11 protein-coding genes and 1 riboswitch are annotated in these 13,057 nt (G+C 37.7%); of the genes, 3 read left to right on the top strand and 8 right to left on the bottom strand.

The window, feature by feature from the left end:
* Nucleotide 1: 1 nt before the first annotated feature.
* The 3 genes from HCJ50_RS11835 to HCJ50_RS11825 are packed head-to-tail and all read right to left on the bottom strand — an operon-like array spanning nucleotide 2 to nucleotide 2,427.
* Nucleotides 2-808 (bottom strand): metal ABC transporter permease, encoded by an 807-nt coding sequence (locus HCJ50_RS11835; RefSeq protein WP_185344508.1) that lies wholly within the window; start codon nucleotides 806-808, stop codon nucleotides 2-4.
* Nucleotides 757-1,461: a metal ABC transporter ATP-binding protein gene (locus tag HCJ50_RS11830; RefSeq protein WP_185344506.1), complete on the bottom strand. Its 705-nt coding sequence runs from the start codon at nucleotides 1,459-1,461 to the stop codon at nucleotides 757-759. The genes HCJ50_RS11835 and HCJ50_RS11830 overlap by 52 nt, the downstream gene beginning before the upstream one ends.
* A gap of 12 nt (nucleotides 1,462-1,473) precedes the next feature.
* Entirely contained in the window at nucleotides 1,474-2,427 is a 954-nt protein-coding gene (locus HCJ50_RS11825; protein ID WP_185344504.1) for a metal ABC transporter substrate-binding protein, read from the bottom strand.
* A 222-nt stretch (nucleotides 2,428-2,649) separates the two neighbouring features.
* Here HCJ50_RS11825 and HCJ50_RS11820 point away from each other — a divergent pair, with 222 nt between their 5' ends.
* Nucleotides 2,650-4,305: a peptide ABC transporter substrate-binding protein gene (locus HCJ50_RS11820; RefSeq protein WP_185344502.1), complete on the top strand. Its 1,656-nt coding sequence runs from the start codon at nucleotides 2,650-2,652 to the stop codon at nucleotides 4,303-4,305.
* A gap of 111 nt (nucleotides 4,306-4,416) precedes the next feature.
* Here HCJ50_RS11820 and HCJ50_RS11815 read toward each other — a convergent pair whose 3' ends face one another.
* The 5 genes from HCJ50_RS11815 to HCJ50_RS11795 form a co-directional block, all read right to left on the bottom strand.
* Nucleotides 4,417-5,310: an ABC transporter permease gene (locus HCJ50_RS11815; protein ID WP_185344578.1), complete on the bottom strand. Its 894-nt coding sequence runs from the start codon at nucleotides 5,308-5,310 to the stop codon at nucleotides 4,417-4,419.
* Nucleotides 5,311-5,320: 10 nt separating this feature from the next.
* Nucleotides 5,321-6,271: an ABC transporter permease gene (locus HCJ50_RS11810; RefSeq protein ID WP_185344500.1), complete on the bottom strand. Its 951-nt coding sequence runs from the start codon at nucleotides 6,269-6,271 to the stop codon at nucleotides 5,321-5,323.
* A gap of 100 nt (nucleotides 6,272-6,371) precedes the next feature.
* Nucleotides 6,372-7,946, bottom strand: coding sequence for an ABC transporter substrate-binding protein (locus HCJ50_RS11805; protein ID WP_185344498.1), 1,575 nt, complete (start codon nucleotides 7,944-7,946; stop codon nucleotides 6,372-6,374).
* An 86-nt stretch (nucleotides 7,947-8,032) separates the two neighbouring features.
* Nucleotides 8,033-8,135, bottom strand: a riboswitch (SAM riboswitch).
* Between the two features lie 140 nt (nucleotides 8,136-8,275).
* Complete coding sequence (locus HCJ50_RS11800; RefSeq protein ID WP_185344496.1) at nucleotides 8,276-8,554, bottom strand: GNAT family N-acetyltransferase; 279 nt, start codon at nucleotides 8,552-8,554, stop codon at nucleotides 8,276-8,278.
* A gap of 10 nt (nucleotides 8,555-8,564) precedes the next feature.
* Nucleotides 8,565-8,798 carry a (4Fe-4S)-binding protein gene (locus HCJ50_RS11795; RefSeq protein WP_185344494.1) on the bottom strand — a complete coding sequence of 78 codons (234 nt, stop codon included), beginning with the start codon at nucleotides 8,796-8,798 and terminating at the stop codon, nucleotides 8,565-8,567.
* 177 nt (nucleotides 8,799-8,975) lie between these two features.
* Here HCJ50_RS11795 and HCJ50_RS11790 point away from each other — a divergent pair, with 177 nt between their 5' ends.
* Together HCJ50_RS11790 and HCJ50_RS11785 are read left to right on the top strand one after the other, a co-directional pair.
* The gene (locus tag HCJ50_RS11790; protein WP_185344492.1) at nucleotides 8,976-10,484 is read left to right on the top strand and encodes an IMP dehydrogenase; all 1,509 of its coding nucleotides are present in this window, start codon (nucleotides 8,976-8,978) and stop codon (nucleotides 10,482-10,484) included.
* A gap of 207 nt (nucleotides 10,485-10,691) precedes the next feature.
* Nucleotides 10,692-13,028, top strand: coding sequence for a 5'-nucleotidase C-terminal domain-containing protein (locus tag HCJ50_RS11785; RefSeq protein WP_185344490.1), 2,337 nt, complete (start codon nucleotides 10,692-10,694; stop codon nucleotides 13,026-13,028).
* Nucleotides 13,029-13,057 lie beyond the last annotated feature (29 nt).

The following is a 13,057-nucleotide window of genomic DNA, read 5'->3' as shown; positions in this document are numbered from 1 at the left end:
GTTATTTTCTTGCTACCTTTAGACCAATTGTGACAACAATAAAAATTAAAATAAACATTAATGTAATCGTTGCACCTGGCGGGGTTCCAAATTGATACGAGGATACAAGTCCAAAAAACATTCCTAGCATGCCAATAAAAATAGCGCTAATGACACACATAAAAAAACCTTTAGATATACGCATCCCAATTGCAGCAGGTAGTATTATAAGTGCTGATACAAGTAACGCACCCGCTATCGGCATAATAAAAGCAATTGCAACCCCAGTCACTACACTAAATAATAATGAAATTAAACGAACTGGTACTCCTTCAGAGATTGCAACATCCTCACTAAATGTAAGCACAAACATAAAACGTTTAAATGCGAGAAATAAAATAATAATTGCTATTCCTAAGATGAGTAATATTTGTACTTGTGCCTTACTTATCGTTACGATGGAACCAAATAAGTACTGTTGTACACTTGTTGTAATTCCTCCTTGGTCTAAACTCATTAAAACTAGTGCAGCTGCAAGACCTCCCGCCATCAGTATCGCAATCGATAATTCTGAATAAGTTGAATAAACTCCGCGCAAATATTCAATTCCAAGCGCTGCAATAACCACTACAATTAAAGTCGTCACATTAGGATTCACATTTAAAACTAGGCCAAACGCCACTCCTGCAAGCGATACATGCGAAAGTGTGTCCGCCATAAGGGACTGCCTGCGAATAATTAAAAATATCCCTAAAAGCGGCGCAATAACCGCAATAATCATGGATGCTTCGAAGGCTCTTTGCATAAATCCATAGAAAAACATTTCCATGAAACATCCTCCCTTCTTACAAGCCGAATGTGCTTATCCGCGTATCCTTCTAATTCTTCACTATCATGTGTTACCATTAAAATTGCTTTTTGATGCACTCTCGCCTCATGTCGCAATAACTCATAAAATCGAATTTTGCTATTTTTATCCATCGCGGTTTGAGGTTCGTCTAGAATTAGCAAATCCGGATCCATCGCAAACATTCTCGCTAAACAAATTCGCTGTTTTTGCCCACCAGATAATTCACCTATTCGTTTATTCCTAAAATCCCACATTTCTACAGAATTCAGTGCTTTTTCAACATGTTCATGGTCTTTTTTTGAAAGATGTTTAAACCACTTTCCATTTGGAAAACGACCTGACCTCACCAATTCAATGACTGTACTTGGAAAACCTGCATTAAATGAAGCTATTTGTTGCGGAACATACCCTGTTAATAGTTTTCCACCATCGACATTCTTTTTAGCAAATAAAATCGAACCTTGATCTGGCTTTAAAATTCCCAAAATAATACGGAGCAGTGTTGATTTAGCTGCTCCGTTTTCCCCAGTTAGAATAATAAATTCTCCCGCATTCACTTCAAAAGAAATATTTTCAAGAACTGGTTCCGTTTCATATTTAAAACGAACCTTATTTACATTAATATATGACATTTTATCGCTTCCCTATTTAATTGTTTTTTGCAAAGCTTTTAGATTTTGCTGCATGTAAGAGATGTAGTCCATTCCTTTTTCTTGTTGTTCTGCTGTTAATCCTTCAATCGGGCTTAGTACTTCCAAGTTTGCGCCTGTTTCATTTGCAAGTGTTTTCGCTACTTTTGGAGAAGCAATTTCTTCAAAGTAAATCGTTTGTATATGATTGGCTTCTATATACTCTTGTAATTTTGCCAAACGCGCTGGACTTGGCTCTTGATCCGGTGCTAACCCAGCAACTGCCACTTGATGTAAACCATATTCTGCAGCTAAATATTGGAAAGCAGCATGTTGTGTTACGAAATCTCGCTGTTTTGCTCCTTTAAAAGCAGTTTTATATTCATTATCTAAGGCTTTCAATTTATCTATATATTTTTCTGCATTGGCTTCATATGTAGGTGCACTCGACTTGTCTGCTTTTGCTAACCCTTTTTGGATATTGATAACTTCTGCTTGTGCTAGGACTGGACTTAACCAAACGTGCGGATCATGTTCATGGTGATGTGCCGCTTCTCCGTCGTGCTCATGACCTTCATGCTCCTCGCCTTCTTCTATTCCTTCTACTAGCTGAATTCCTTTACTTGCATCTATGACTGTCAACTTTTTAGAATCTAAACTTTTCAAAACGCTTGGTACCCATGTTTCCATATCCGCACTATTGTATATAAATACATCCGCTGTTTCTATGCTGGCAATATCTTTAGCACTTGGCTCATAATCATGTGGCTCTGTGCCAGCATCAATTAACATTTCAATTGAAGCATTTTCACCCGCTACATTTTTGGTAAAATCATACATTGGATAAAAAGTTGTTACTATTTTTAGTTGTTCATCCTTAGCTTCATTTACCCCTTCATTACTCGTTCCACAACTAGCTAAAAGCAACACACACGCTATAATACTAAATAAAAACGACCATTTTTTCATACTATTCCCCCTCTATTCGTAATGATTACGATTTATACCGCATAACTATTCTAGGTGGTTGATTGTCGATCGGCGTAAAACGTAATCATTCTTATTTGCAAGAAATATCTTACCATTTGATTTTTTATGCGTCAAGCACTTCTTTTGCAAATCATTAATTTGACTTATCTTATCGGAATACTTATAATAACCTTAAATACTCATATAAAAGGGGAGAAAATTATGCACCATTTTAAAAAAGCACTGCCTATTATTGCCATTTTGACCATACTTTTACTAACAGCCTGCGGAAATGACTCTAATAAGTCGGCTGAAAAAACTTCCCCGGACAAAATTAAATTTCTTGAAACCAGTGAATTACTGACTTTAAATACAACGTCGGAAGAAGATTTTGCAAGTTTCACCGCGCAAAACCAGGTCTTTGAAGGCTTATATACACTCGATCAAAAAGATAACTTTGTTCCTGGGGTTGCTGATGGAATGCCCAAAATCAGCGCCGACCAAACGAAATATACTATTAAATTAAAAGAAAATGCTAAATGGTCTGATGGGTCACAAGTAACTGCCGATGATTTTGTCTTTGCTTGGCGACGTGCTGTGGACCCTAAAACAGCGCCAGGCTACTCAGCGCTATTTAAAGATTCTATTAAAAATGCAACAGAAATCAATGAAGGCAAATTACCTGTAACTGATCTTGGGGTTGTCGCAACTGATCCAACGACTCTTGAAATTACATTAAAAAAACCTGTTCCATACTTCATTTCACTGCTTTCTTTTGAAACATTTTTCCCACAAAAGGAAAGTTATGTGAAGGAACAAGGCGATAAATATGGTACAGATAGTGAGCATACTTTGTACAATGGTCCTTTTGTAATGAAAGATTGGGGCGGAAATATTACCAATAAATGGACTTACGCTAAAAACGATACCTACTGGGATAAAGATAATGTGAAGGTAGACGAAATTGATGTTCAAGTAGCAAAAGATATTAATGCCGGTGTCAATCTTTATAACACTAACGAGGCTGACCGTGCGCCACTTTCGGGTGAATTCGCCAAACAATATAAAGATAAAAAAGATTTCCTAACTGAAAAAGACGCGTTAATAAGTTATTTGCGTATGAACCAAAAACGTGACGGAAAAGCGACACCACTTGCTAATAATTCTTTACGTCATGCGCTTAACTTGTCTGTTGATAAAAAACAGTTAACAGACCGCATTTTAGGCGATGGGTCTTTCCCAGCAAACGGCCTGCTTCCAAAAGATTTTGTTCAAAATCCAACAACGGGTGCAGATTTCCGAACAGATAGTGGAGACCATTTAGTTTATAACAAAGATGAAGCATTAAAATATTGGAAACAAGCGCAAAAAGAACTTGGTACGGACAAAGTGACCATTGAACTGCTTGGCGATGACCAAGAAACTACTAAAACTGTTTTCGCTTATTTAAAAGCACAGTTTGAAGATAATTTACCAGGTGTGACTATTAAAGTGAAAAATATGCCATCGAAAAGCGCAACACAGCTGACTTCTGATGGTAACTATGATTTATCACTTGCTGCTTGGATGCCTGATTTCAAAGATCCTTGGACATACAGTAGCCTATTCTTATCAGATTACTTTAATAACCATATGAGCTATAACAGCCCCGAATATGATAAACTAGTTAAATCAACTGACACAACACTTGCAACAAAACCAGAAGAACGTTGGAATGCATTTGTCGCTTCTGAAAAAGTCTTACTAGATGACGATGCAGCGATTTTACCTCTTTACCAACATCAAACTGCAGTACTGCAACGAACCGATATTACAGGTGTGCAAAAACATGCTTTTGGCTCACCTTATAGTTATAAGTTTATTGAAGTGAAAAAATAGTAGAGCAAGCTAAAATTTAACACAACAACTCGCTTTCACATGAAATAGTAAAAGAAATAAGGTCTCCATCCAGCAACTAGGATAGAGACCTTATTCCATTTTACAAATCTTTTAATATCTACGCGATAACCCTTTTCTAAGTACATCACCCAGCACATTAAACGAAAGTATCGTCATTAATATTAATAAACCTGGGAAAAGTGCCAAATAACTGGCTTCTCCAACATAACCTTGCGCATTGTTCAGCATGCTTCCCCATGAAGCGTTTGGTTGTTGCACGCCAAGCCCTAGAAAACTTAGCGCCGACTCGGTTAAAATTGCTGTCGCTACATTTAGAGATGCAGCTACAACTATTGATGGCATGGCATTTGGAATAATATGCTTAAACATAATATGGAAAAATCCGCCACCCGCTGACTTCGAATACAAAATGAACTCTCGCTCTTTTAGAGTTAGTGTTTCCGCTCGAACAATCCGCGCTACTTCCATCCAAGACAACAAACCTATAATAATAATAATATTGGAAATCCCTGGTTTTAAGTAAGCATTTAAAATCATTAATAAGAAAAATGATGGAATCGACATAAAAATATCTAAGAAACGCATCACCATGTTATCAACAAATCCACCAAAATAACCACTTATTGTTCCAGCAAATGTCCCAACAACAATCGCAATCATCATCGCAAACACACCAACTAAAAGAGAAATACGACCACCATATAAAACACGTGTTAAGTAATCTCTCCCATGATCATCCGTTCCAAACCAGTGCGATGCGTTTGGTGGCATTAGTTTATCTTGAATCGAAAGTGCATTAGGGTCATAAGGCGACAGGAACGCAAAAACACAAGCAACGGTAATAAAAATCAATACTCCTGTTGCAAAAATAGCGCGGCGGTCGGATAACATATAACGCCAAAAAGTTCGTTCTCTCGTAGCATGAACCACTTCCGCATCTCGCTCAAATTCCTGCATTGTTTTTTTCGAAAAGTCTAATCGCATCATGCATTCCTCACCCCATTTCCCTAATCCGCGGATCAACAATCATATAAGCTAAATCAGCTAACAAATTTCCAATAATTAATAAAAGTGCTGAAAAAAGTGTAATTGCCATAATAACCGGATAGTCTAATTGGAAAATCGCATTAATGCCAAGCGATCCCATTCCCGGCCACGAAAAGATGCTCTCAGTAATAAACGCTCCTGTGATTACTTGAGGTAGCGACATTCCGAGCAAAGTTATAACTGGAAGCAAGGAATTTTTTAAGACATGATGTCCCATTACTTGTACTTTAGAAAGCCCTTTTGCATAACCAAATAATACATACTCTTCTTTTAATTGGTTAATCGTATTGGACCGAACATAGCGGTAATAGGCCGCACATCCTTGGAAAGTCAGCGTAATGACTGGTAAAATCGCATGTTCCGCCATATCCCAAAATGAATCCACCCCAATCGTTCGCATTCCTAGACTCGGAAGCCACCCTAATTGAATTGAAAACATATCAATTAAAATCATCCCAAACCAAAAAATCGGAATCGAAATCCCAATATATGAAATTCCATTTAGTACTTTATCAATCCAAGTGTTTTCATAATTCGCCGCCACTAATCCAAGCGGAATTGACAATATCAGCGTCAAAATAAGGGAAGTTCCTACTAAACCAAGTGTCGCTGGAATTCGCTCTAAAATTTGTTGTAAAACTGGTTGGCTATTAATAATTGAATAACCTAAATTCCCTTGCAACAAATTCCCTAGCCAAATAAAGTACTGCATATAAATCGGCTGATCAAGCCCTAAACTTTGTCGAATTCGCTCTACATCATCGGGATTCATATCTGGCGTAACAAATGAATTTACCGGATCCCCGGGTGCTAATTTTATAAGTGCAAAGGAAATGATTGAGATAATAAATAGCATCGGAATAATTTGCAGTACGCGTTTTGTGATTGTTTTTAGCATAATTTATCTCCTATCTAAAACACAAAAAATGACAAGTAAAAATCTGAACCTACCAAAAATAACTTGGCAGGTCAGATTTTTTATAAATATTTTTTAGCTATTATTCCGTTAAATATAATTTAGATAGATCACGGAACATTGTTACTGGTTGCGGTGTTGCAGCTTTTTGCCCACCATAACGGCTATCAAGTGCGAGTACTGCATTGTCGTATGAAATTGGGTAAATTACCGCATCGTCCGCAATTGTATTTTGAATGTCTTCATACACTGCTTGACGGTCTTTATCATCCGCTGTAACGGCGCCTTTTGCCCAAAGTTCATCCAAAGCTTTATTGTGATAATTGGCATAGTTATAAGGAGCATCACTTAGGAATAAAGATTTATATGCATCTGGGTCATTCCCCATAATATAACCATTTAAGGCGATTGAGTAGTCCGCATTTTTACGATCAAGTGTAATATTACTTAGTGCATTTGGATCGGTTGGTTTTAAATCAAGCGTTACGCCGATTTCTTTATACTGTTGTTGCAGGTAAAGCGCAATGCTCTCTTGAGATTTACTGTTATTTAAATAATATACGGTTAATTTTTGACTAGTATCAAAACCACTTTCTTTTACTAGTTCTTTTGCTTTAGCTATATCTTGCTCATATGTTTCTACTTTATTAGTAAAATATTTTGTGTTTTCTGTTAGGAAGGAAGACGCTGGTTTGGCATATTCATCCGAACCATACGCTGCTTCAATGATTTCTTCACGATTAAGCGCATAAGATAACGCTTGGCGAAGTTCTTTTGATTTCAGAGCAGGTTGATTTTCATTGAAAACTGCATAACTCAAACGGTTTTCAGGATAAGTGATAATGTTTACCGCACTAGCCTTTTCTACTTTATTTCGCTCAGAAGGTTGGATTGATTTTAAGTTGATTTCTCCATTTTGAAGTGCTAAGTTTGCTGAATTTTGATCTTTGGTAATTCGGTAAGTGACTTTATCTAGTTTTGGTTTGCCATCAAAGTAATCGTTGAATCTCTCTAAGGAAACGTATTCGCCTGCTTTATACTCAACAAATTTATATGGTCCGGAACCAATTGGCTTTTTATTTTTATCACTTTTTTCGATATTTTCTACCCCTTCAAAAACATGTTTTGGAATAGGGAAGAAAGTTTTAATTGTATTTTCAAAGGCTGGAGCAACAGTTGGTAAAGTAAATTTAACCGTTGTATCGTCAACAGCTTCTACTTTTACAGGTTTATCGTCAAAAACAAAATTCCCACGATTAGGGCTGTTTTGTTTTGTATCTAAAACGGAATCTACTGTAAATACTACATCATCTGCAGTTAGAGGTTTTCCATCGTGCCATGTTAAACCATCTTTCAATTTTACAGTATAAGTTAGGTTGTCATCTGAAATATCTAAGCTTTCCGCAAGCGCTGGTTTTCCATCAGCCTCCCAAAAAAGTGGTGCGTAAACAGCTTGTTGAATAGTTAATGTTACTCGGTCAGAGGCATAGTTTGGATTGATAACTTCCGGGTCTCCTGCCACTCCGATAATAATCGATCCGCCATCTGTTGCTTTGCCAGAACCGTTTGCTTTATCTGAGCTAGTACCAGAACCTCCGCAAGCAGTCAGCACCAAAGCAAAAACTGAGATAACTGCCACTAATAAAAATTTCTTCATCTAACAAAAACTCCCCTCTTTAGCGCTAATAAAATAACGCTTCTTCTGTTTTTTGGTCAGAATCGAAGCGCCTAATTGTAAGCGACTACTTATCTGCCAGAATGTTACTTCTGATCGGAATTAGCATAGAACTTGCGCTCCGCTGCTGGGTTTCACTGGGCCGAATCCCTCCACCACTCTTGATAAGAAATTGCATCACTATTATTCCTATACGTTTACTGTGAATTAAAGATACACTGAAATGAAGGAGATGTCAAGAAGAGAAATCCAATATTTTTAAAATATTCCATAAAAAAAGCGACTAGGCTCAAAACCTAGTCTGCTTATTATTACTTATCAGCTTGTACCGCTTGATACTCCGGCTTTTTCGAAAACTCAGATTTAGCAAATGGACAAAGCGGAATAATTTTCTTACCTTCAATTTTTGCTTTTTCTACAGCACGTTTCACCAGTTCTTGGGCGATCCCTTGACCACGAGCTGCATCGTCCACACCCGTATGATCAATAATAAACATATCTTCCCCTGTTGGTACAAATGTTACCTCACCAACCTCAACACCTGCATCATTTACCGCATAAATTCTATTTTCGCCGTCTTTATATTCCATTTTACCCCTCCTATTTCTCTATATATTGAAGCGCCCCGCTTGGACAAGTGTTAATAACACGTTTTACTTCTTCTTTTGATACGTTATCTGGCATTATCCATGGTTTTCTATCTAAATCAAATAATTCTTTGTTTCCCCTTACGCAATTTCCTGAATGCTCACAAACATTTGTATTAAAATAAACATCTATTTCTTCCCCGTGATACTTACGATAACCACGTTCTAAAAGTTTTTCCTCGCTCATCTGCTTACCTCCTTCGCATAAAATAATCTTCTTTTAGTATATTCCTCCTAACCTACAAAAGAAAACGTTTATACTTGACCTTAAAAAATCACTATCAATCATTGACTTTCAAGCGAGTTCTTGAAATAATAAAGATATTTTATAAATGTAAATTAAATAGAAGAAGGAGTGGAGATAATGGCATTTTATTTTGAAGAACCGTCCCGCACATTTAGTGAGTTTTTGCTCGTTCCTGGCTACTCATCAGCAGAATGTGTACCTACTAATGTTAGTTTAAAAACACCTATCGTAAAGTTTAAAAAGGGTGAGGAATCAGCAATTACAATGAATATTCCGCTTGTTTCCGCAATTATGCAAGCTGTTTCTGATGATAACATGGGGATTGCCTTAGCTACAGAAGGCGGAGTATCCTTTATTTTCGGCTCACAATCTATTGAAAGTGAAGCAGCGATGGTTTCACGCGTAAAAAATCATAAAGCCGGCTTCGTTATTAGTGATTCCAACATTAGCCCAGATAAAACTCTTCAAGATATTCTGGATTTAAAAGAAAAAACGGGTCATTCTACCGTTGCAGTGACAGAAGATGGTACTGCGAATGGTAAATTACTTGGGATCGTAACCAGCCGCGACTATCGTATAACACGAATGAGTCCTGACGAAAAAGTAGCAGATTTCATGACTCCTTTTAATAAGTTAGTTACAGCAAATAAATCCACCACTTTGAAAGAAGCAAATAACATTATTTGGGACAACAAATTAAATGCCTTGCCACTTGTTGATGATAATGAGCACTTAGTTCATATGGTGTTCCGTAAAGATTATGACTCCAACAAAGAAAATAAATTAGAACTACTTGATTCCTCCAAACGTTACGTTGTTGGCGCTGGTATCAATACACGTGATTATGAAGAACGTGTTCCCGCACTAGTGGAAGCTGGCGCAGATATTCTTTGTATAGACTCTTCTGAAGGCTACTCCGAATGGCAAAAACGCACATTGGATTATGTGCGCGGCAAATATGGTGATTCTGTCAAAATCGGTGCTGGAAACGTGGTGGACCGTGATGGGTTCCGCTATCTCGCTGATGCTGGCGCAGACTTTGTTAAAGTTGGAGTTGGCGGAGGATCTATTTGTATTACACGCGAACAAAAAGGAATCGGTCGTGGACAAGCAACCGCACTAATTGATGTTGCCAAAGCACGTGATGAATATTTTGAAGAAACTGGTGTGTATATTCCAATTTGTTCTGATGGCGGCATTGTTTACGACTATCATATGACACTGGCTTTAGCAATGGGTGCAGACTTTATTATGCTTGGTCGTTATTTCTCTCGTTTTGATGAAAGTCCTACAAATAAAGTGAATTTAAATGGTACTTACATGAAAGAATATTGGGGTGAAGGAGCTAACCGAGCACGTAACTGGCAACGTTATGACCTAGGCGGCGATAAAAAACTTTCCTTTGAAGAAGGGGTAGATTCCTATGTCCCTTATGCTGGTTCACTAAAAGATAATGTAGCAATTAGTTTAAGCAAAGTTCGTTCTACAATGTGTAATTGCGGAGCGTTAAATATCCCTGAACTTCAACAAAAAGCTAAAATAACACTCGTTTCCTCCACTTCTATCGTAGAAGGTGGCGCACATGATGTTGTTGTTAAAGACGCTTCCAATAATTTAATTAAGTAAATATAAAATGGTTGGTGTGAATTTGGTACGTTACCAGACTCACATCAGCCTTTTTTATTTAATATGAAAATATCGCAATAAATTATCCTAACATTTACAAAAAGCCAACATTTTCTATTGCTAAGGCAAATTCACTTTGCTACTATAATAGATAGGCACCAATGAGTTAGCGCTTACAAATTGCCACTGGCGAAAAAAAGGGAGAGTGTGAAAGTGAACAAATTTTTCAAGAAAACTACACATGTTTTACTCGCAGCAGGGCTCACAATTGGACTAACTGCACCATTCACCGGGAATTCAGTGCAAGCGGCGGCAGACACCGTTCCAATCCAGATTTTAGGAATAAATGATTTTCACGGAGCGCTTGAAACAGCCTCCAAAGATGCATCTGGCTCACCAATTGGCGGAGCAGACTATCTAGCACCAAACTTGGATAATGCCACTAGCTCATTTTTGCAGGCAAATCCTGATGCTACTGCTGATAATGCCATTCGCGTTCAAGCAGGTGATATGGTTGGTGCTAGTCCAGCAGTTTCTGGATTACTTCAAGACGAGCCAACAATGAAAGTCCTTCAAAAAATGAATTTCGAAGTCGGTACACTTGGGAACCACGAATTTGATGAAGGATTGCCAGAATACAAACGAATTTTAGATGGTGTTTCTACGAGCAAATTTGGACCAATTGTGGAAGGTTATCCTCGAGTTAAAAGTGATATGAAGATTGTTGCAGCAAACGTTGTAAATAAAGGAACAAACACTGTTGCAGAAGGATTTTCACCATATTATGTAAAAGAAATTGCTGGTGTCAAAGTTGGTTTCATCGGTATTGTTACTACAGAAATTCCAAACTTAGTGCTTGCAAGCCATATTCAAGATTACGATTTTCTTGATGAAGCGGATACAATCGTAAAATATTCTGCTGAACTTAGAAACCAAGGTGTTAACGCTATCGTTGTCTTATCTCATGTTCCTGCTCTATCTTCTGGAAATCCAAATACTGGAACAAAACAAGATGTAGCTGGAGAAGCTGCTAATATGATGACGAAAGCCAACGAACTAGACCCAAATAACTCCGTCGATTTAGTCCTTGCGGGGCATAATCATCAATATACAAATGGATTAGTTGGTAAAACTCGTATCGTTCAAAGCTACAATAACGGAAAAGCTTTTTCTGATGTAACTGGCAAACTTGATAAAACAACCGGCGATTTCGTTTCACCTCCAGATGCAAAAATTACATATAATACAAGAAGCGTCTCTCCAACTGCCGATATTACCGCTGTTACCGAAGATGCGAAAAGCCGCATTGAAGGAGTTATCAACGAAACTATCGGGTTAGCAAATAAAGACGTCATTTCCCGCGAAACAAATCCAGACAATCAAGCCCTAGATGATAAAGAATCTGAACTTGGTAATATGATTACTGATGCACAACGCTATATGGCAAACAAAGCAGGCGCTGACGTAGATTTTGCTATGACAAATAATGGCGGCATTCGTGCTGATCTCACAACACGTCTGGCAAATGGCCAAAACGAAATTACCTGGGGTGCGGCACAAGCTGTTCAACCATTCGGAAACATTCTTCAAGTAGTGGAAATGTCTGGTGCAGATATTTTAGAAGCACTAAACCAACAATATTTAAGTAACCAAACTTACTTTTTACAAATTTCTGGATTAAAATACACTTTCACTGATACAGATGACTTAGATCATGCTTACAAAGTTGCTAGCGTTACAACAGAAGATGGTACTCCGTTAAAATCTGACCAAAAATACAAGGTCGTAATCAATGATTTCTTATTCGGTGGTGGTGATGGATTTTCTGCATTTAAAAAAGCAAACTTAGTTACAGCCATTGACCCAGACACAGAAACTTTCATCAATTATATCAAAGAACAAAAAGCTGCTGGAAAAGTAATCACCGCCCAAAAAGAAGGCCGTAAAGTTTACAAATCCCAAGCTGAAATCGACAAAGAAACAGCTGATGCAGCTATCAAAGCATTAAAAGACGCAACAAAAATCAATAAACTAACAGAAAAAGACACAATGCTAACCGGTACTACTTTGCCGGGTGTTAATGTCGAAGTTCAAAAAGCAACCACAACGGTAAAATTAGCACGTGCTACATTACCAAACACAACATCTGATACAAAAGGTAACTTCTCTGTTAATGTTTCTGCCCTAGACCTTAAAAAAGGCGATCAAGTAACAACTACAATCACCGACACAAATGGCTATAGCACCACTTTCCAAACAACTGTCCAAGCAGCCGCAACAACGCCTCCAGATAATGGAAGTGGTAATGGTGGGGTTGATAATGGAAGTAGTAATAGTGGTGGCACAGGTAACGACAACACAACTAATGATAACGGTGCATCTAATGGCGGAATAACTACAAATGAAAAGCCAGCTAAATTGTCGCCTGTTGGAATTAAAACTAACACTTCCTTGCCAACAACTGGCGATACAACAGGACTTGCGACAGTGTTTGGCTTAGTTTTAACAACAACTGCACTTTATGTTTTGCGAAAGAAAAATTAACTGTACAAAAGGAGCGACCAAAATTGGCC

This window comes from Listeria immobilis, from assembly GCF_014322765.1.
GTDB lineage: Bacteria > Bacillota > Bacilli > Lactobacillales > Listeriaceae > Listeria > Listeria immobilis.
This window is presented reverse-complemented; position numbering and strand designations above follow the sequence as displayed.

Coding starts and splice junctions, on each gene's coding strand:
- HCJ50_RS11835 (WP_185344508.1), bottom strand. CDS start 808: ATGGAAATGTTTTTCTATGGATTTATGCAAAGAGCCTTCGAAGCATCC.
- HCJ50_RS11830 (WP_185344506.1), bottom strand. CDS start 1,461: ATGTCATATATTAATGTAAATAAGGTTCGTTTTAAATATGAAACGGAA.
- HCJ50_RS11825 (WP_185344504.1), bottom strand. CDS start 2,427: ATGAAAAAATGGTCGTTTTTATTTAGTATTATAGCGTGTGTGTTGCTT.
- HCJ50_RS11820 (WP_185344502.1), top strand. CDS start 2,650: ATGCACCATTTTAAAAAAGCACTGCCTATTATTGCCATTTTGACCATA.
- HCJ50_RS11815 (WP_185344578.1), bottom strand. CDS start 5,310: ATGCGATTAGACTTTTCGAAAAAAACAATGCAGGAATTTGAGCGAGAT.
- HCJ50_RS11810 (WP_185344500.1), bottom strand. CDS start 6,271: ATGCTAAAAACAATCACAAAACGCGTACTGCAAATTATTCCGATGCTA.
- HCJ50_RS11805 (WP_185344498.1), bottom strand. CDS start 7,946: ATGAAGAAATTTTTATTAGTGGCAGTTATCTCAGTTTTTGCTTTGGTG.
- HCJ50_RS11800 (WP_185344496.1), bottom strand. CDS start 8,554: ATGGAATATAAAGACGGCGAAAATAGAATTTATGCGGTAAATGATGCA.
- HCJ50_RS11795 (WP_185344494.1), bottom strand. CDS start 8,798: ATGAGCGAGGAAAAACTTTTAGAACGTGGTTATCGTAAGTATCACGGG.
- HCJ50_RS11790 (WP_185344492.1), top strand. CDS start 8,976: ATGGCATTTTATTTTGAAGAACCGTCCCGCACATTTAGTGAGTTTTTG.